This is a genomic window from Paenibacillus sp. Y568 (assembly GCF_059445545.1).
This window is the reverse complement of sequence record NZ_JCAIUM010000012.1, coordinates 60587-81178: the sequence shown is the minus strand read 5'-3', so window position 1 is coordinate 81178 and position 20592 is coordinate 60587. Positions and strand designations below refer to the sequence as shown.

The window sequence follows — 20592 nt, the reverse complement described above, 5'->3', positions numbered from 1 at the left end:
GTATCAATTTCGTATTGTTTTTGCCAATGAAAATATGGCACAATATGTATAGACATAGGCAAATGCGGCAAAAAATGTGGCACACTATATAGACATAAGTAAGCGTGGCAAAGAATGCCCCGTCTTCTTCCCCCTAGGGGAGGAGACGGGGTTTTGTGCGATTTTTAACATATTTCGTTGTAGAGCGAGGGGAAGGAAATGGGGTTTAAGAGTGAACATGAGCGATGGTTGAGCAGTCATATTAAACGTAGGAAGGGGGAACGGCTCGATGCATTAAAACGCGGTCATGGTTACGGAAATCGCTTATTTGTAGAGCAGGTATGGTGGCCGCTTACTGGGCATTTTCACGGACTACATCCGGAATACGAAGTTAAGGATTGGCGTGGAAGATCCTATTTTGTGGATATTCTTTGGGAAGTCGGAGCCTCGCGTATTGCATTTGAAATTATGGACTTTGGCTCGCATGGCACAGACCGGAGCAAGTACAGGATGGATCTGAACCGCGGGCTTTTTTTACAGTCACAGGACTGCACAGTGCTCTATATTTCATTGGATGAACTGAAAGAAAATCCGTCTTTCATCCTCTCTGCGCTGCGGAACATCCTGTTTCCTTATTTGTCCGCGGGAAAGTCTGCGAAAAACACAGCAGAGAGAGCCTATTCCAAAATCGAGCGTGATTTGATGCGAGCATCCATTCGTCACCAACGTGTTCTCCGCCCGGCTGATGCCGCGAGAGAGCTGGAGTTGCATACGATGACAGTCATCAAATACTGCCGCATGTTGGTGGATAAAGGTAAATTTCGTCCGGTGGCTAGAGGGGCATCTCAGCGGATAATTTACTATGAGTATATAGGTACACTCCAAAGTCCAGATTTGGTTTAATGGTGAATGCTGACACACGAATGAATGAATGTATACGAAGAATCGAACACATGATGGGGGCTGGAAGGTAAATGTACTCAATGTATGCGAAATATCGAATACATGGTGGGGGTGGTGGGGAAAACGGGCCCAATGTGTGTGAAAAATCGAATACATGGTGGGGGCAGGAAGGTAAATGTGCTCAATGTATGCGAAAAGTCGAGTACATGGTGGGGGTGGGAAGGTAAATGTGCTCAATGTATGCGAAATATCGAATACATGGTGGGGACTGGGGTGTAATCGGACCCAATGTGTGTGAAAAATCGAATACATGGTGGGGGCAGGAAGGTAAATTGGCCCAATGTGTGTGAAAAATCGAGTACATGGTGGGGGCTGGGGCGTAATCGGACCAAATGTATGCGAAAAATCATATACATGGTGGGAGCAGGAAGGTAAATGTGCTCAATGTATGCGGAAAATCGTATACAAAATGATACTGCGAAGGTAAATCAAACCCCAGATTTGCCAGGAAAGTACAAGGACCCGCGTCCAACGCGGGTCCTTGTACTTTCTTCCAAGCTCCTTCGTTGCAATTGGGCCTAACCTGTTGACGAAAGGGTGGCTACAATTATGGGTTCACAGCCAGAACGAGTCAACACAAAATAGATAGTGCAAGGTACAGGGAACACGAGACAGAAGACAGGGGAAAAATATGATAAAAAGATACGATTGACATATAAACGGCAAGAAGTTAGAATTTGATATTAGTACAATGATAATGATTATCATTATTAATTTAATCATAATCATCAGTATCATCAGTATCATCAGTATCATCAGTATCATCAGTATCATCAGTATCATCAGTATCATCATTCTTTATCTTTATTTCTTTATCTCTTTATCTTTATTTCTTTATCTTTAAATCTTTATCAAGCTGAATTCATTCAAAAGGAGATTGCAATTAATGAAGAGATGGTTTATGCCCCTTATCTTATTGGTAGTTCTAGTAGTTAGTGGTTGCGGTAGCAATGCGAACAATAACGCCAATGCCGACAACTCAACAAGTCCAAATGCAAGCAAATCTGTGGAGGACAATGGTTCCGACACTATTACTTATCAATCGGAGAACGGTCCGATCGATGTTCCAGCGAACCCGCAGCGTGTCGTCATCCTGTCTGGATATGCGGGCAATCTATTGGCATTAGACGTTCCTATCGTTGGAGTAGATTCCTGGACTAAAGCAAACCCTAAATTTCAGGATCAATTGAAAGACGTCGCCGAAGTATCCGATGAGAATGAGGAAAGTATTCTGAACGTTAAGCCGGACTTGATCATCGCTATGTCGGATGTTAAGAATGCGGATAAACTAAAGCAAATTGCTCCACTCATTACATACACCTACAACAAGGTTGATTATCTAACGCAGATTCTGGAGATCGGCAAAGCTGTTAACCAGGAACAGAAGGCGGCTGAATGGATCGCCGATTTCAAGGAACGAACTCAGAAGGCCGGTGAGGAAATCAAAGCCAAGATCGGCGCCGACAGTACCGTCACCATCATCGAAGGGGATTCGAAATCGCTGTACACCTTCGGAAATGGCTGGGGACGCGGCACGGAAATCGTCTATCAGGCCATGGGATTGAAGATGCCAGACAAGGTCAAAGAAATGACGGCCAAAGAAGGCTATTATGATTTGTCTCTGGAGATTCTGCCGCAATTCATGGGGGATTACGTTATCTATAGTAAAGACTCAGCAGGTGATGCTTCCTTCCAGCAGACTTCGACTTACAAGAATATCCCAGCCGTTGCGAATAATCATGTCTATGAAGTAGACGCAACTACGTTCTATTTCAACGACGCTCTGTCGCTCGACTATCAGCTTAATTTCATCACCAAGTCGTTGTTGGGGAACTAACCGTCAGCTTAAAAATTAAATGAATAATTAAACCATGTGCCAGAGATAAGAAGGAGCGCTCTATGCGTTCCTTTTTTCTGCAGGCGAAGAAGGAATAGATGATAGAGATGATAATGAAGCCTCCACTCAAGCTATCAAGCTCTGTTGCGTTCAAGATGCTCCTTAGCTTAGTTATACTTGTTGTTATGTTCGCCCTGGCCGTCATGCTTGGGGCGAAGAATGTTTCGCTCGCCGACATCTGGAGCGCCATAAGCAATCCGCAAGCGACGGGTGAAGATATCTCCATCATTCGCGAGCTTCGGCTTCCCCGCGAAGTCGGCGGCGTACTGGTCGGAGCGGCTCTGGCCGTTGCCGGTGCGATCATGCAGGGCTTGACCCGCAACCCGCTCGCCGACCCTGGATTGCTTGGCCTGACATCTGGCGCCAATGCTGCGTTGGCCGTTACATTTGCATTTTTACCCGGTGTTGGTTATTTCGGAACGATGGTGGCTTGTTTTATCGGTGCCGCATTCAGCGTGATGCTGGTGTTCGGCATTACCTCCCTGCGGAAACGGAATTTGTCCCCGCTCCGAATGGTGTTGGCTGGTTCGGCCGTCTCGGCGCTACTCGCGGCGGTGGCAGACAGTATTAGCCTCCGCTATAAAATTTCCAAGAGCGTGGCCATGTGGACTTCCGGCGGACTGATCGGCACGACTTGGGAACAGATCCAGACGATCGCTCCCGTTATCGTGATTTGTATCGTAGTTGCTATTCTGTTATCAAAGCAATTGACAATTCTTAGCATGAATGAAGGGACCGCGATTGGACTTGGCCTGAAAACGACGCAAGTCAGGATTGCGCTTTACGTTCTGATTACGTTATTGGCAGGTGCCGCTGTCTCACTCGTCGGCAATCTAGCGTTTATAGGTCTGATGATTCCGCATCTTGTACGTGTCTTCGTTGGTACCCAATACCGTATTGTTCTACCTTTATCCGCGATTGTCGGTAGTGCCTTTATGGTATTCGCCGATACATTAGGCCGGATGATCAATGTCCCATTCGAGACGCCTGTTGCTTCTATTGTGGCTATTCTAGGATTGCCGTTCTTTCTGTTCATTGTTCGGAAAGGAGTGCGCTCGTTCTCATGATTAATTCAAGGTTTCTTCGTAAACAAAAGGTCATCATTACGTTCATAGCTTTTCTTATTCTGGCAACTATTTTGATAGGCTTGGGCATCGGGTCCTCCCCTGTATCGTATGATAGGCTTATCCCGACGATTATGGGTCATGGAACCTTCGAAGACCATTTCGTGCTGTTCTCAATCCGTCTACCCCGGATGTTGATTACGTTGCTCGCGGGCATGGCACTTGCGTTATCCGGCGTCATCTTACAGGGGATTACCCGTAATGAGCTGGCCGATCCTGGAATTATCGGTATTAATGCGGGTGCAGGAGTCGGCGTTACAGTCTTCTTTTTGTTTGCCCCGATTAACGTCGATTCGTTCATATACGCGATTCCACTTATGGCCTTTATCGGAGGTCTAAGCACCGCGATTCTTATTTATGCTTTCTCTTACGTCCGGGGCCAAGGTATTCAACCGATTCGAATGGTCATAACCGGAGTCGGGTTCTCCTTGGCTCTCTCCGGAATAATGGTCGTTCTCATGTCTTCGGTTGATCGACTCAAAGTGGATTTCATCTCCAAGTGGCTAGCGGGCAACGTTTGGGGAACAGACTGGCCGTTTGTGGTGGCCTTGCTGCCTTGGCTGATCATTCTGATTCCCTACGCATTGTACAAATCAAGAGCGCTGGATCTGCTTTCGTTAAACGATTTAACGGCAGTCGGGGTCGGTGTAGCGATCCGCAGAGACCGAATCCTCCTGATGCTGACAGCGGTCGCGCTGGCGGCTTCAGCCGTCTCGGTTACCGGAGGTATCTCGTTTATTGGCTTGATGGCGCCGCATATTGCTAGAGCGCTGGTCGGACCAAGACATCAGCGGTTAATACCTGTGTCACTACTGATCGGAGGTTGGCTACTGCTGTTAGCGGATACGATAGGCCGGAATCTATGGGAGCCGAACGGAATCGCAGCCGGAATCGTCGTTGCGTTTATCGGCGCTCCATATTTCCTTTATCTTTTATTATTTAAGGAAGGGTAGTACCTTGCTTGAGGGTCAAATAATATGAACTATTTGCCCCTCACGAATTATCCAATTGATGCAGGCATACCAATCGTTCTAGTTGTAAATATGTATAGTCAGTAGTTTGCAAGAATGGCAGTCCTGTAAAATAATGAAATGAAGACTTTCAGTAGAGGAGGGGTATTATGGACTTCACATCGTTGTCCCGGTTTATTGATCACATCACTGCCTGGCGTATTCCATGGGCGGAGGTACTTGTTATGCATCGAAATGAAATAGTATTCCGTTACCGCGCCGGCTATTCTGATCTGGAAGCGAAGACGCCGATCGATGAGGACCGGATCATCTATTTGTATTCACTTACGAAAATATTGACGTGTACGGCCGCGCTTCAGCTGGTTGAAAGGGGAACGATGCTACTTAGCGATCCGATCTCCTCCTATCTGCCGGAGTTCGCCGAAATGCAAGTGCGGAGTACGCAGACGGACGAAGGAACTGAAACGAAGTTGGCGGAGAAGCAGATCACAGTACACGACCTGTTCACAATGACGGCCGGCTTCTCTTACGACTTCAATGGGCCAGTCATCCGGGAAGCTGCGGAACGCACAAATGGTCGGTTGCCGACCCGAGAATATGCGGCTGCCCTCGCAAAGCAACCGTTGCTATTCGAGCCGGGAACCCGGTGGAACTATAGCTTGTGCCATGACGTTCTTGCGGCGCTTGTTGAAGAGGTGGACGGCAGACGCTTCGGCACGTATGTGCGCGAAGAAATTACCGGGCCGCTCGGTATGCGCGACACCGGCTTCTTCCTGTCCGAAGCGCAGAAGAGCCGCCTTGTACCGCAATACGAATACAATGATGCACTCGGCAAGGCCGTACTTATGGATGGAGATTGGTATCGTAGCGGCACGGAATTCGAGAGCGGTGGGGCCGGCCTGCTATCGACCGTAAGCGACTATACGCTTTTCTTGAACACGCTGACCAATCGCGGTACAAGCCCAGGCGGCGTGCGCCTCTTGTCAGCTGCCAGTGTCGATCTGATGCGGACGGACCACCTAACCGATCTTACGCGGGGCGATTACAACTGGGATTATCAAGCAGGTTACGGCTATGGGCTTGGTGTCAGAACCCATATTTCCAAAGTGGGCAGCGGATGCCTGTCCCCACTCGGGGAATTCGGCTGGAGCGGCGCGGCTGGCTGCCTCGCGGTCATCGATCCCGAGTCTCAGCTGACCGTCATGTATGCGCAACATTTGGTGAACAGTCAAGAGCCTTACATACATCCGCGATTAAAAAATATCATATATGCCTGCCTGAAATAGGGTATCCGGATAGAAAAAACGGCGGTTCGGGACAATGCCATGTGTCCTTACCGCCGTTCTTTTTGATAACATAGCGCAATGAAGCAGCTAAGTTTACTTTCGTCTGTTTCATGGTTGCAAGGTATTGCAGAGAAATGCCAAAAGGGATGTGACAGGTTACGTACTCACAACCTGTTACATCCCACAAACCCCCGTCCCACAAGACTTATCCGTCTTTAGACTCCCCCCGGTCACAATCTCATTTCCCTCATAACTGATCCAATCACTCCAAATGGTAGGTCTGGATCCTGAGGAGTTTACTATTTTGCCAGCGATTGAGGGTAACCAGACTCTTTCTATCCCAGGGGATCTACTCAAGAATATGATCAAACAAACGTAGGGTTGCAAGAGGGCAATGAGCATGAGAGCTGTAATATCTGTACTTTGTATTGAGCAAGATCTGTTCTTTCTTTTATTGCCTAATATTCAGTAGCGTACTGGGTAAACAACCAACTGGTTAAGCCGGTTGCGGATTACAATGCTGATTTAAGTTAACTGTTGCGCATGTAATCATACATCCATTTATCGGTAGGTCATAACTACATGTAAAGACAGTGGAGCTACTGCAACACTTGATGCCTACCGCTCTCAGCGACACCATCATGGTATTAATGAATAGCAATACGATTCTAAAATGGTGTCTGTGCTAGCCGGAGTTCATGTTCTGTTGTCAAATTATACTCAAGCGCATTCTGGCGTAATTCCAAGTAAAGCTCGGCCTTCGTGGCATTGATATAGGGTTGAACAAATAAGACGCCGATGCCGAGTGCCAGCAGTCCAAGCAGAATCCAGCCAAGAAAACTCAAATCAAGCACAAACATATGGCCCTTATTGCCGTGTGTCATTTGCTTGCTTAATTCTACTGCACGTTTATACCCGATGTTCGGATTGTCCGCAAGGATGTAGGGTACCTGACTGTACGCATAGGATTTTACTATTCCTGGAATGATCAGTAGCAGGAACCATAAGAAATTCAAAAAACCTCTCCAGAGCATGGTTAGAACTATAGCCCAATACCGGTCCTTGTTAAACGCATAGCCGATATTGCCCATACGGATTTCACCCTCGGCAGATTGCTTGAAGTAACGCAATGAACCTACGGTAAGTGGAGAACCGATAAGGATATGAAATGCAATTCCAATTACTACGATGATGATACCTATGATTAATGCGATTAAAAGATAAGGACCTAACACTTCCCAATCGAAATACAGACCCGAGCTAGACATTTCTGAACGGGCTGATGATCCCGTGTTATTATTTAAGCTTGGGATACCAGAGCCTTCTCCGATAAAGACTAGAATTAAACTCACCACAAAAGCCTTCCAATACGATGTGCGGAGTACAGCCTTAGCCCTTTGCTTTATTTCTTTACGATCCCACATAAAGACCTCTCTTCTTATTTTCGTTTTATTCTTTAAATTACAATATACACCATAGTTTATGTCATAAGACAAACAATTAGTTACTATAACTTGTGGTCGTATACTGAAGATTGCAGAGATGATAATGGATCCTACGTTTATGGCAGGTTGAGTATGTCTATATACCCGCCTTTTGCTCTCACACATGTACTTGTTGTGGGATCGAAAGGTATTGAAGTTACTGTCATTCCTCATACAAGCCATGGACTTCCTTTAGAGAAACCGAGAATAGTCAACACATTTAATGCTTAAATAATGCTTGAATTTCTGAAGCGTAATCATAATTTATCTATATAAACCGCACTTAAGAATACAATTAAACAAGCAACCGCTCAATCGCTGGTGGGGTAGAAGGTTTTTCCAAGAGCAAGAATTTCCTTGCCTCCTCGACTATTAGAGAAACTGAAATTTTAGGCAATCATTTGCCTTCTAAAGAAAACATGTTATCCGTTTGCAAGGACATAGAGACTTATTTAAGGTGAAAAATAATTTTAGCCGTTTACTAATGATCCGGATACAGACAATGCTACGAATCTCATGTGGTTACATACGAAATGTGCTCAAATTAACTTCAGATGGGGTTGCATGCAAAATGCGCCCAAAATAACTTCAGCAAAAAGAGCCCGCATCTAACGGGAGCTCTTCACCTTTACTCTTCCCCAATAGCCACCGGATTTCCCTCGTAACTAATCCAATCACTCCAGCTTCCTGCATACAACTTCACATTTGTATATCCAGCTTCATGGAGGCCGAGGATGTTGGGGCAGGCGGTAACGCCTGAGCCACAGTAGACGATAACATCTTGGTCTTTCGGGATATCATTGAAATGCTCATGAATATCTTCCGTTGACTTCCAAGTACCATTCTCCATCTTTAGTTCTTTCCAGAATCTATTAATAGCTCCCGGTATATGACCAGCGATAGCATCAATAGGTTCTTCTAAACCTAAATAGCGGTTAGGTTCTCTGGAATCGATAAGGAAAGAGGTGTGATTGTTACTAGATTTTCTGACATCTTCCATAGAAACCACCATGTCATGTTGCAAATGTGCGGTAAAGGACTGGAGAATTCGTACAGGTTGTTTATTCGTCAAAGGATATCCTGCTTGCTTCCAATTCGTAAATCCTTCATTCATGACGTATGTATTGGTGTGACCTATATATTGTAAGAGCCACCAGAAACGAGATGCCATAGCACCACCTTGATCATCATAGGCTACAATACGTGAGTCATTATTAATTCCTGCGCGCTCAAGAGTTCTGATGAACTTATCCATATCAGGCAAGGGATGTCTACCTCCATGTTGTGATACGGGGCTGGAGAGATCCATCTCTAGATCAAAGTATACTGCTCCAGGAATGTGTTCTTCTTCATACGCAATACGTCCCGCCTGAGCGTCAGCCATACCCATAATAAATCGGCAATCTATAATCACGAGATCTGTTTCATATAGTCGAGCGAGTAACCATTGTTTTGATATGATTGTAGTCATGATTTGACACCACCTTTTAATATTATTAATATAAATATTAGTAAAGCTTGGGTCTATTCCTCTTTTTAAGTGTAATATAAAGAGGAGTACAAATACTAGTTAATGCTTTCGAATTAGCGTTGACTCGTATATTAATTGAAGTATCACTACATAAGTGAGTTAATGCTTTCGAAGTAGTTTTTTCGAGGTATTAGCTGGAGTAACGCTCAAAACTTAGTTAATGCTTTCGATTCACTTTTTTCGAAGTGTTTCTAAGTAGTAAGAATCAAAAACTTTTAGGAGGTTCACACATGATGCCAAACAATTTACAAGATACAACAACGCTTCACAACGGAGTGAAAATGCCATGGTTCGGTCTAGGTGTGTTTAAAGCTCAAGATGGACAAGAAGTGATTCAAGCAGTAAAAACGGCGATTAAACATGGCTATCGTAGTATTGATACAGCCGCTGCATACAAGAATGAAGAAGGTGTAGGTCAAGCGGTGCGTGAAGGGTTGGAAGAATCAGGTCTAACACGTGATGATCTATTTATTACTTCTAAAGTTTGGAATGCGGACCAAGGATATGAATCAACATTAAGAGCTTTTGAGGATACGATGACTAAGTTAGGATTAGAAACATTAGATCTATACCTGGTGCATTGGCCGGTAAAAGAGAAATATAAAGACACTTGGAGAGCTCTGGAGAAACTATATAAAGATGGACGTGTACGTGCCATTGGTGTAAGTAACTTCCAAGTTCATCATCTACAAGATTTACTACAAGATGCTGAGATCAAACCGATGATCAATCAAGTGGAATACCATCCTCGTCTAGCTCAGCTCGAATTACGTGCATTCTGTGAGGAACAGGGTATTCAATTAGAAGCATGGTCACCACTGATGCAAGGTAAACTATTGGACAACGCTACGCTACAAGAGATTGCAGATCAACACGGTAAAACGGTTGCTCAAGTGATCCTGCGTTGGGATCTACAGAATGGTTTTGTTACGATTCCTAAATCGACTACGGAACACCGGATTATCGAGAATGCAGATGTGTTCAACTTTGAACTTTCTTCGGAAGATATGGACAAAATCAACGGACTTAACCAGAATATCCGTGTAGGTTCGGACCCAGATAATTTCAATTTCTAAGCCCTTCACATTCTAACGAATGGTTACACACAAAGGTAATCCTAAATTTATGATATGAGTCTAGTAGAAGAATGAAAAAGCCGTCCTCATTAGAAGGACGGCTTTTCTCTTATGTAGACTTATTTCACTGCTAGAAAAAGGGTTTTATGGTAATGTCTTTAAAGGGAACATATTGTTGAAGTAAAGGGTAACTCATCCTAAACATGATTCACAGGGGGATATAGATGATGAACAATGTTCAGTTAAAAGAAAGATTGATTCAAATTGAGAAAGATGAATATAAAGTATCAGGGTCCATGAATGCATTTGAGATAGCACTAGAAATGATGAAATATATTGGTGATATTGATTCTGAATTGCGTGATAATCTAATCTATTCAACATTCGCAACGTGGATAGATCATGGTGAATTTACAAATGAACAAATAAGTGAACTGCTACATATCTGCTTGGATGAACAACACTTATTCTACGGAATAGGAGAGAAAGATACCGATTCTGTATTCACGCGAGCGTTCTCTGTACTAATCATACCGTTAATTATGGGGAAGGACAGAGAACAATCTTTTTTATCAAAAGAAGAGGTTATGTTAATCAAGAACAAGTTGATAGAATACATAGGTCTTGAGCAAGATCTCAGAGGATATGTGGAAGGGAAGGGGTGGGCACATTCAACCGCGCATGCATCCGATGCATTTGAAGATATCGTTCAATCTCAGTATATGGAAAGTGCAGACCTAATGGAGATGCTAGATGCCATTCAACCGAAAATTTGTGTGAATAACTATGTTTATATTAATAAAGAAGATGAGCGAATGGTTAGTGCTATTGTAAGTATTCTTAATCGAGAGTTAATTCAAGATCATGATATTCAAGGTTGGATTCAAAAATTTGGTGAAAAGAAGAAGATAAGACAACTTCCAGAAGATGATATTCTATACATGAATAAGAAGTGTTTGTTGAGAAGTTTATATTTTAGATTAGTAGATCAACCCCAATTGCTTAGATTCACCCCTACCGTTGTTGAAACACTTCAGAGACTAGACAAGAAATAAGGAGAAAAATCAATCATGTATGAAGGGAAAATGTTGAACCCCATTGGGGAGTATCCTATACGAGATATGAATGGTTATTAGAGATTGTATCCCATGTGTATCATCATAGAGGTCAATTACATAGTCTGTTATCACAAAACATAAGAGATCCATTAGTATCCTTATTCGAGTAGAGTCACATCGTATTCCGATACGATTTCGGCGATGATCCTTTTAATTTCTTGAACATTTTGGAGAATAATAAAGGATCATCATACCCTACTGAACGCGATATATCTCCGATAGATAATTGTGTATTATTCATGAGTTCACATGCTATGTTCATGCGATAATGAATGAGATATTCCTGGATGCTTGAATGAATATACTCTTTAAAAATAGAACAAAGATAACTACGATCAAGTCCAATGAAATCAGCTATTTGCGTGATCGTGAATTTACTAGAGTAGTTCATCTCGATGAAATCGATCACTTTACGAACGTAGACCTCTTTGCGGTTCTCCTTATTGTCTATTCTGGATTCCACTTGTGCACATTCAACAAGAAGAGAAAGGATGAGGTAGAGTAGACCCGTCAACTTCATATCCCGCGCGGTATTTAGTTCTTTTGTATTCGTCATTAATTCTAAGTATTCAACTAATACTTGATCTCGATCATATCGAAATGTTGGATGTATCGCATTTAGTCCTGCCTGTGTTAAATAGAATTCAGCTTGAAGCCCATGAAATCCCACCCAACTATATTCCCAAGGGTCCTCTTTATCTGCCTGATAGTACGTAACGACGCCAGGACATATTAGGAAACCCTCCCCTTTATGAAGATGATACGTTTGATCGCCAACCACGAATCTTCCTGAACCCTTTAGTATGTAATGAACTAAATAATGATCTCGGACTGCTGGCCCATGCGCATGTTCTGGAAAACATTGCTCCATGCCATATTGGTTTAAATGTAAATCAGTATGTTGCAAGTTTCTAGAAAGGTATTCTATCATGCGATTAGGTCTCCCTTTTTCGTTATTAAATGCCTATTCTATAGTAACATATGGATCTAGCATAATGCCATAATGATATAGTGTGATTCCATTTACGGGAAGTGGTGGACAGAGGTATGATGAACCCATTGGTTTCGCTTACAACTATTCAGTGATCTAGGAAAGGGTGTTCCTTACATGACAATTACTTATACAGAACAAGACCGAATTTTCCATCTACAATCCAAAGATATGAGTTACATCATTCAATTAAATAACGACGGTTATCCACTTCACGTGTACTGGGGAAAGAAGCTTCGAAATGAAGGGAACTTAAACCGCTTACTTCATTACCCTGACAATGCTTCGACAGATCGTCTCCCACAAGAGTATCCGCAATATGGAACTGGTGATTTCAGAAATCCAGCCTATCAAGTGAAACTTGAAGATGGTAGTCGAATTACAGAATTGGTATATCAATCGCATAAAATTACCGGTGGTAAGCCGAAGTTAGCTGGATTACCCGCTGTATATGTAGAGTCGGATCAGGAATCGCAGACACTGGAGATCGAATTGGTGGATAAATACTCTGGGATGACTGTCTACTTAAGCTACACGGTGTTTGAAGATCATAATGCCATAAGTCGTTCTGTACAATTTGTGAATAATGGAAGTCAATCTGTTTCTCTAGAGAGAGCCTTAAGTGCAAGTGTTGATTTTGTCGATAGCGACTATGACATGGTCTATTTGTCAGGTGGTTGGTCGAGAGAGACACATGTAAAGAGAAGAAAACTAGAAGCAGGCGTGACAACGATTGAAAGTCGCAGAGGTGCGAGTAGTCCACAGTTCAATCCATTTATGGCGTTAACTTCTCCACATGCCGATGAAGATCAGGGAGATGTTTTTGGATTTAGCTTGGTTTACAGTGGTAATTTTGTAGCGGAAGCAGAAGTCGATTATTTATTTTCTACCCGCGTATCTATTGGGATTAACCCCTTTGACTTCGGATGGTTACTTGAACCTGGAGAGTCCTTTCAGACCCCAGAAGCGATCATGGTATATTCCTCAGAAGGGTTAGGTGGCATGTCAAGAACCTTCCATCGGTTGTATCGGAAACGTCTCTGTCGAGGGATTCATCGAGATCAGGAAAGACCTATTCTAGTGAACAATTGGGAAGCCACTTATTTCGATTTCAATGCGGAGAAGATTGTATCGATTGCTAAATCAGGAGCAGAGCTTGGTATAGAGCTATTCGTTCTAGATGATGGATGGTTTGGCAAAAGAAACGCGGACACGACTTCTCTTGGAGATTGGGTAGAAGATCGTAATAAACTACCAGAAGGCCTTACTAATTTAGCGGAAAGAGTGAAGTCATTAGGCCTATTGTTCGGATTGTGGTTCGAACCAGAGATGGTATCTCCAGATAGTGATCTTTACCGTAAACATCCGGATTGGTGCCTTCATGTAGAAGGTAGACGCCGGACAGAAGCTCGGACACAATTGATCTTAGATCTATCTAGACAAGAGGTATGTGATTATCTGTTTGAATCTTTGAGCAAAATATTCTCAACCGTTCCGATCTCCTATGTGAAATGGGATATGAATCGTAACATGACGGAGATTGGATCGGCAACGAGAATCGCTCTTAGACAAAAGGAAACAGCTCATCGTTATATGTTGGGGCTTTACGGTCTATTAGAGAAATTGCAACAACAATTTCCACATATTTTGTTTGAGAGTTGTGCGAGTGGCGGAGGACGATTTGATCCAGGAATGCTATATTACATGCCACAGACGTGGACGAGTGATAATACGGATGCCATTGAACGTTTAAAAATCCAATACGGCACAAGCTTCGTATATCCCGTGAGTACCATGGGTGCCCATGTATCTGATGTACCTAATCATCAAGTGGGACGGATTACTTCTCTTGTGACACGTGGTGATGTAGCGATGTCTGGGAACTTCGGATATGAGATGGATCTAACCTCCTTCTCAGATGAAGAGAAAGTGATCGTGAAGCAGCAAGTTGCACAATATAAGAAGATACGTTCTTTGGTTCAACAAGGAGACTTATATCGCTTGAAGAGTCCTTTTGAAGGAAATAACACGTCTTGGATGTTCGTGTCTGAGGATAAGAGCGAAGCGCTAGTCTATTACTTCCAAGTGTTGGCTGAACCGAATGGACCATTGAAGAAAGTCAGATTAAAAGGACTTGACCCTGAATTTGAATACACCATCGGTGAGGAAGAAGTATCGTTCGGGGGAGATCGATTGATGCAAAGTGGGCTACATATCCCATCTTTGCATGGAGATTTCGTGAGCACATGGTTTCATTTGAAAGCTAACGTGTGATCATAGAATCTTACTAGCATTTTGAAAAAATAGAGCATTACAAATAACACCCCACCTTTGGAACCATCCATGAGGTGGGGTGTTTATATCTAAAATTTTAATTAAAAAAGGATTGACTCCAATTATCTTATCCTGTATAAATTATATAGACCGATTGTTATATACAAAAAAAGGGGGGCAGGTATGTGTTAGAGAAGTCCAATTCACGCGATGCGATTGTTAACATTGCTACAAGACTTTTTTCCACACAAGGTTATCATGCCACTGGCTTAAATCAGATTGTTAAGGAGAGTCATTCTCCTAAGGGATCATTATATTATTATTTCCCCAACGGGAAAGAAGAGCTAGCTTCGGAATGTATTGCACGTACACGTGTAGTGGTGTTACAAAAGTTGAATCAGTGCTTTATAGATACGAGTAGTGCTGAAGAGGCATTACAATTATTCATTCGTAATGTCGGTGAGGAAGCGGTTGAATCGCAGTTCGAGGGGTGTATTCCTTTTTCCTTTTGGACAGCTGTTGAGACTTCATGTGTTAGTGAGCAACTAAGAGTAGACTCTCAGGCTGTTTTTAAAGATTGGCAAGATCTTATTGCTATGAAACTTGAACAAGAGGGAATGGAAACAGTGAAATCCACGGAGGTAGCTTCTATCGTGTTATCTCTGCTTGAAGGAGCTCTTATACTTACCCTTACTAACCGAGATGAGAAACCACTCATAACCGCATCAAAGTATGTTTCATATTTACTTAAATAGAGAGAGATTACTAGGAGGATGGACAGATTGGAAGGAACCATGCAAGGTACACCACAGATTGACGCTAAAAAAATTAGGGCACTACCGATCCTGATTGCATTACTATTAAGTGGATTTATCGGTATGTTTAGTGAAACAGCTTTAAATGTTGCGCTAAGCGATTTAATGACAATGCTTAGCATCACACCGGCAACAGCACAATGGTTAACAACAGGATATTTGCTAACGTTAGGAATTCTAGTTCCAGTATCAGGTATGTTACTTCAATGGTTTACAACAAGACAATTATTTATAACATCACTATGTTTCTCTATTCTAGGTACATTATTGGCAGCACTAGCTCCATCGTTTGAAGTCTTGCTTACAGCAAGAGTTGTCCAAGCTGTTGGAACTGGATTGTTATTGCCACTTATGTTTAATACGATATTAATTATCTTTCCGGCAGAGAAACGTGGCGCTGCCATGGGGATGATTGGTCTAGTGATTATGGTTGCACCCGCTATAGGACCAACGATTGCAGGACTTCTTATTGAGAATCTAAGCTGGCACTGGATATTCTGGTTGGCTTTGCCAGTTCTTATTATTGCTCTAATATGTGGAATTCTATATATGCAGAATGTAACCAAGATTACGAAGCCTAAAATTGACGCATTATCCATTATCCTATCATCGATTGGTTTTGGAGGCATCGTATTCGGTTTCAGTAGTGCAGGTGAGAGTGAAGGATGGGGTAGTCCTAAAGTTATTATTGCTATCATTATAGGTGTAATTTCTCTTGTACTCTTTGGAATTCGTCAAATGTCTATGAAGCAACCAATGATTAACCTACGAGCATTTAAATTTCCAATGTTCTCTATGGGAGTTCTTATGGTATTCCTATGTATGATGGTTATCTTATCTAGTATGTTGGTTCTTCCAATGTATTTGATCATGGGTCAAGGTTATACGGCTTTCAAAGCCGGGTTATTACTTCTCCCTGGTGGTATTATTAACGGAATTATGTCACCCATTATGGGTCGGTTGTTCGATAAATATGGTCCGAAGTGGTTGGTTATTCCGGGACTTGTAATTATTAGTGTCTCGCTGTGGTTCTTCTCAAGTATCTCAGCTACGTCTACAATCGTCTTCGTTATCGTGCTTCATAGCACATTAATGATTGGGATTTCCATGATTATGATGCCTGCTCAGACGAATGGAATTAATCAGCTTCCTCGTGATTTGTATCCAGATGGTACGGCTATCATGAATACGTTGCAACAGGTAGCGGGTGCCATTGGTACAGCTCTTGCCGTAAGTATCATGGCTGCTGGTCAAAAGAGTTATTTGAGTGGTGTATCCAATCCTGAAGATCCATCCAATATACTCCCTGCATTTACGCAAGGCGTACAAAGTGCTTTCATATTTGCCATGGTGATCGCGATCGTGGGTCTGATTGTTTCATTCTTTATCAAACGTGTAATCGTTGCACATCAGAAATAAATATTATAGGTATCCATAGGGTTCGCGTGTAAATCACGCGAGCTTTTTTTGTATGAGCTTATGAATATGGTACTGCTATAATTATTCTTTATCTACCAAAAATGGATGATTAGCCCTATAATAAATATTTAAATTAGAGAGATAGGTAGGAGGATGAAGGGTGATCACAGCACAAACTCAAGTACATTTATCGCGATTGGTAGATTTGTTTACTGATGATTTAAGTGACAATTTATTAGGCGTTTACTTACATGGTTCATTGGCCATGGGATGTTTCAATCCATTAAAGAGTGACATCGACTTATTAGTGGTAATCAAAGAAAATTGCTCAGATGAGCATAAGAAGAGGCTTGCACGTAAAGTTGTCGTATTTCATGATACCATCGGACATGGTCTTGAGTTAAGTGTAGTTCTAGAATCTTCACTACAATCAATCGTGTACCCAACACCCTGTGTGTTCCACTATTCGGATTATCATCGTGAACATTATCGGAGAGAAGAAGACTATCTGTGTAGTGATTATGAAGATGCAGATCTAGCTTCTCAAATTGCTGTTGCTTATCACAGAGGAATAACATTATACGGGAAACCGCTTAAAGAACTTTACCCTCCAGTTCCAAGACAATACTATCTAGCTTCCATACATTACGATGTGAAGAACGCCGACGAGGAAATTGTGAATAATCCAATGTATACCACATTAAACTTGTGTAGAGTACTTCTTTACATAAGAGAGGGACGTATCTCTTCCAAAAGAGAAGGAGGAGAATGGGGTGTACATAACTTACCTAGCGAATATCAAGAATTGGTTCAGATGTATTTGAATGAATATAACGGAGTGAAGGATGAGAATCAGCATGATCAGGTGCTGTTAGCAGACTTTGCTGATTTCATGTTACTTGAAATTAATAAACAATTGATTTAACGTCGACCCATACTACTCCAACTACATACAGGTGAACAAAAAAAATCCGAACCAAGTGGGGTTTGGGATTTTTTTTCCTATTTATGGAATTACTACTTCACCTGTCGTAGTAATTATGATATACTTCAACTACTACGACAGATGAAGTAATCAGGGGGGTATCATTTTGATCGGCAGTGATGTTATTCGTGGCTACAATGATACGCTGATTCTCTACATGCTGCTTGATGGGGAATCCTACGGTTACGAGATTTCAAAGAATATCAGGCAGCTGACGCAGGAGAAGTATGTCATGAAGGAAACAACGTTATATTCTGCCTTCACCCGGCTAGAGAAGAACGGGTATATTGAATCCTTTTATCAGGATGAGAGTCTCGGTAAGCGGCGCACATATTACCGAATTTCCCCTCTGGGTCTAGCCTATTACAAGGAGAAATGCGAAGAATGGAAGGTTACACAGGAGGTAGTAAACCAATTTATCAGAGAGTGGTGATAGCGTATGGAGACGATCACAGTATATCTGGATAATATGTTCGCAGGGCTGCCAAAGACGTCAGAACTAAAGCATTTGAAGCAGGAGTTATTGTTAGGGATGGAAGAGAAGTATTTCGAGCTTAAGCGGGAGGGTAAATCGGAGAATGAGGCGATTGGCATCGTCATTTCGGAATTCGGTAATATTGAGGAGCTGACTGCTGAGCTTGGCATCCAAACATCAGGACCTGATCAGGTCCTGCCTGTGCTGACAGAAGAAGAAGTTCACGCCTATGTGTCTACTAGACGTAGCTACGGTTTATGGACCGGAATCGGCGTTGTTCTCTGCGCATGGGGAGTAGCGCTACTGATTACGCTTAGTACAATCTTTGAAAATAATGCGGATATGGCTGATAAAGGATCAATGTTAGGGCTGATCGGAATGTTCGTGATGGTCGCTGTAGCGGTTGGGATGTTCATTTATAGCGGAATGAAACTTGAACGTTTTAAAGGTCTGGAGCAAGGATTTCAGCTACCTTATTCTCTCAAAATGGAACTTCAGCGTAACCAAACCCTTTACGCTCCAACTTACCGCCTTTCTTTGATTACGGGGGTATGCTTGTGCATATTATCCCCGGTATCTATCTTTGCGACTTCCTATATCAACGATGATTTATCTTCTTATGGAGTTGCTGCCTTTCTATTCATTGCAGCAGTAGCGGTGTTCCTGTTCGTCTATTATGGAACTATCCAGGGAACTTATAGGAAGCTGCTAGAAGATCCGCACATCGCTGCAGAGAAGAAGGAGGAAGAACGGATTGTTGGAGCTGTAAACGCTGTGGTATGGTCTTTGGCGACGGCAGTGTTCCTATTTACAGGATTTGTCTATCAGCGCTGGGACGTTAACTGGGCGATATTCCCGATTACAGGTATCCTGTCCGGCATGTTCGGCAATATCTATCATATGATGAAGAAGAAAAATGTCTCCCGAATGTGATGTGACTACGATCGTAATCACAAGAAAAAGACCCTTTAGACCCATAGGAGTCTTCACAAACCTCCCACTGATGAGTCTAAAGGGTTATTTGTGTAAAAAGAGTATATGGAAATATTATACTTAATAACTATCTACCAACAAACAAAATATTCCATTTTACGAGCGTGCATATAGATTGAAGTGAAGTCATGTTAAATTGATAAAAGCATTGGGAGAGTAAGGGAAGGGGAAAATTTATCGTGAACTAAGCAAGATTTATACGTCAAAATTATGAATAAAATTACAGGGAAATGAGAAAGCTTTAGTGAGTTGAATTGTCGTACAAAGTAGAAATTAAAGATAATTAATATTATAATATAATAGTTATTAAAAACTAGGAGGTAATTGTTCATGAAGTTCTTTATCGATACTGCAAATGTTGAGGATATTAAAAAGGCATATAAAATCGGTGTACTTTCAGGCGTTACAACCAACCCGTCTTTAGTTGCTAAAGAAGGCGTGAAGTTTGAAGATCGTATTGAAGAAATATTGAAATTAGTTCCTGATGTTGAATCTGTATCTGCGGAAGTAACCCCAGATGCACTTACGGCTGAAGATATGATTGCGGAAGCAAATGAACTTATTAAGATTAATGGTGGGGACAAGAATATTACAATCAAAGTTCCTATGAATATAGCAGGTCTTGAAACTTGTCGTTATTTAAATAAAAAAGGTGTTAAGACGAACGTTACTTTAGTGTTCACTGTGAACCAAGCGCTTCTAGCTGCTCGTGCTGGTGCAACTTATGTATCTCCATTCTTAGGTCGTTTGGATGATATTTCAGAAGATGGCGTATTGTTAGTATCCAAAATTGCTGAATTATTCCGTATTCACAACTTGGATGCACAAATTATCGCTGCATCTGTTCGTCATCCAGATCATGTGACTCGCGTCGCTATGGCAGGAGCTCATATTGCAACAGTTCCATATAGTGTTATTGAGCAACTAACAAAACATCCGTTGACAGATCAAGGTTTAGAGAAATTTGCTGCTGACTGGGTTAAAGCTCCGAAAAACTAAGTTTAGGTTACGAAGAAGCCTTCGTTAAAAACTGATATACAAATCTAGCCGTTAAACATAGGACCTGACGGTCATCGAATCGTCAGGTCCTTTTTAATTCAAGTTAAATTTTTGTATTCTGTTATATTGTGGTATTCTTAAGAAATTGAAATCATTCTATATTTTGATATTAAGTGAGCGGGAATGACAAGAATCGTCATTCATGAGGAGGA

General features: G+C 42.2%; 17 protein-coding genes and 1 pseudogene. 15 read left to right on the top strand and 3 right to left on the bottom strand.

Annotated elements, in window-relative coordinates; translation table 11 throughout:
• The first annotated feature begins 198 nt into the window (after window positions 1-198).
• The 5 genes from AC1D7X_RS17365 to AC1D7X_RS17345 all read left to right on the top strand — a co-directional run bounded on the left by AC1D7X_RS17365 (window position 199) and on the right by AC1D7X_RS17345 (window position 6220).
• Window positions 199-882: a hypothetical protein gene (locus AC1D7X_RS17365; RefSeq protein ID WP_495457600.1), complete on the top strand. Its 684-nt coding sequence runs from the start codon at window positions 199-201 to the stop codon at window positions 880-882.
• A 946-nt stretch (window positions 883-1828) separates the two neighbouring features.
• Window positions 1829-2779, top strand: a complete 951-nt coding sequence (locus AC1D7X_RS17360; RefSeq protein ID WP_495457601.1) for an iron-hydroxamate ABC transporter substrate-binding protein — start codon at window positions 1829-1831, stop codon at window positions 2777-2779.
• A gap of 98 nt (window positions 2780-2877) precedes the next feature.
• Window positions 2878-3906: a FecCD family ABC transporter permease gene (locus AC1D7X_RS17355; RefSeq protein WP_495475761.1), complete on the top strand. Its 1029-nt coding sequence runs from the start codon at window positions 2878-2880 to the stop codon at window positions 3904-3906.
• The gene (locus AC1D7X_RS17350) at window positions 3906-4916 is read left to right on the top strand and encodes a FecCD family ABC transporter permease (protein WP_495457666.1); all 1011 of its coding nucleotides are present in this window, start codon (window positions 3906-3908) and stop codon (window positions 4914-4916) included. The genes AC1D7X_RS17355 and AC1D7X_RS17350 overlap by 1 nt, the downstream gene beginning before the upstream one ends.
• Before the next feature lie 167 nt (window positions 4917-5083).
• On the top strand, window positions 5084-6220 hold the full coding sequence (locus AC1D7X_RS17345) for a serine hydrolase domain-containing protein (RefSeq protein WP_495457603.1): 1137 nt from the start codon (window positions 5084-5086) through the stop codon (window positions 6218-6220).
• Between the two features lie 668 nt (window positions 6221-6888).
• On the opposite strand, the gene AC1D7X_RS17340 is transcribed toward AC1D7X_RS17345, so the two are convergent.
• Both AC1D7X_RS17340 and AC1D7X_RS17335 read right to left on the bottom strand, forming a co-directional pair.
• Window positions 6889-7644 carry a DUF975 family protein gene (locus AC1D7X_RS17340; protein WP_495457604.1) on the bottom strand — a complete coding sequence of 252 codons (756 nt, stop codon included), beginning with the start codon at window positions 7642-7644 and terminating at the stop codon, window positions 6889-6891.
• Window positions 7645-8332: 688 nt separating this feature from the next.
• Window positions 8333-9175, bottom strand: coding sequence for a sulfurtransferase (locus AC1D7X_RS17335; protein ID WP_495475760.1), 843 nt, complete (start codon window positions 9173-9175; stop codon window positions 8333-8335).
• A gap of 293 nt (window positions 9176-9468) precedes the next feature.
• On the opposite strand from AC1D7X_RS17335, the gene pgoN reads away from it, so the two are divergent.
• The 3 genes and pseudogenes from pgoN to AC1D7X_RS17320 all read left to right on the top strand — a co-directional run.
• The gene (gene pgoN / locus AC1D7X_RS17330; RefSeq protein ID WP_495457667.1) at window positions 9469-10311 is read left to right on the top strand and encodes a glyoxal/methylglyoxal reductase; all 843 of its coding nucleotides are present in this window, start codon (window positions 9469-9471) and stop codon (window positions 10309-10311) included.
• 224 nt (window positions 10312-10535) lie between these two features.
• Complete coding sequence (locus AC1D7X_RS17325; protein WP_495475759.1) at window positions 10536-11366, top strand: DUF2785 domain-containing protein; 831 nt, start codon at window positions 10536-10538, stop codon at window positions 11364-11366.
• 44 nt (window positions 11367-11410) lie between these two features.
• Window positions 11411-11539: pseudogene (locus AC1D7X_RS17320) on the top strand (DinB family protein); the annotation flags it as partial.
• A gap of 2 nt (window positions 11540-11541) precedes the next feature.
• Here the strand turns inward: AC1D7X_RS17320 and AC1D7X_RS17315 are convergent.
• On the bottom strand, window positions 11542-12360 hold the full coding sequence (locus AC1D7X_RS17315; protein ID WP_495457610.1) for an AraC family transcriptional regulator: 819 nt from the start codon (window positions 12358-12360) through the stop codon (window positions 11542-11544).
• Between the two features lie 177 nt (window positions 12361-12537).
• Here AC1D7X_RS17315 and AC1D7X_RS17310 point away from each other — a divergent pair, with 177 nt between their 5' ends.
• The 7 genes from AC1D7X_RS17310 (at window position 12538) to fsa (ending at window position 20380) form a co-directional block, all read left to right on the top strand.
• A complete protein-coding gene (locus AC1D7X_RS17310; RefSeq protein WP_495475758.1) occupies window positions 12538-14694 on the top strand; it encodes an alpha-galactosidase in 2157 nt (718 codons plus the stop codon).
• A gap of 185 nt (window positions 14695-14879) precedes the next feature.
• A complete protein-coding gene (locus tag AC1D7X_RS17305; RefSeq protein WP_495457612.1) occupies window positions 14880-15449 on the top strand; it encodes a TetR/AcrR family transcriptional regulator in 570 nt (189 codons plus the stop codon).
• Between the two features lie 39 nt (window positions 15450-15488).
• Complete coding sequence (locus AC1D7X_RS17300; RefSeq protein ID WP_495457668.1) at window positions 15489-16928, top strand: DHA2 family efflux MFS transporter permease subunit; 1440 nt, start codon at window positions 15489-15491, stop codon at window positions 16926-16928.
• Window positions 16929-17088: 160 nt separating this feature from the next.
• Window positions 17089-17853, top strand: a complete 765-nt coding sequence (locus tag AC1D7X_RS17295; protein ID WP_495457613.1) for an aminoglycoside adenylyltransferase domain-containing protein — start codon at window positions 17089-17091, stop codon at window positions 17851-17853.
• A 166-nt stretch (window positions 17854-18019) separates the two neighbouring features.
• Window positions 18020-18346, top strand: coding sequence for a PadR family transcriptional regulator (locus AC1D7X_RS17290; RefSeq protein ID WP_495475757.1), 327 nt, complete (start codon window positions 18020-18022; stop codon window positions 18344-18346).
• Between the two features lie 6 nt (window positions 18347-18352).
• Window positions 18353-19321, top strand: coding sequence for a permease prefix domain 1-containing protein (locus AC1D7X_RS17285; protein WP_495475756.1), 969 nt, complete (start codon window positions 18353-18355; stop codon window positions 19319-19321).
• A gap of 390 nt (window positions 19322-19711) precedes the next feature.
• Complete coding sequence (fsa, locus tag AC1D7X_RS17280) at window positions 19712-20380, top strand: fructose-6-phosphate aldolase (protein ID WP_495457616.1); 669 nt, start codon at window positions 19712-19714, stop codon at window positions 20378-20380.
• Window positions 20381-20592 lie beyond the last annotated feature (212 nt).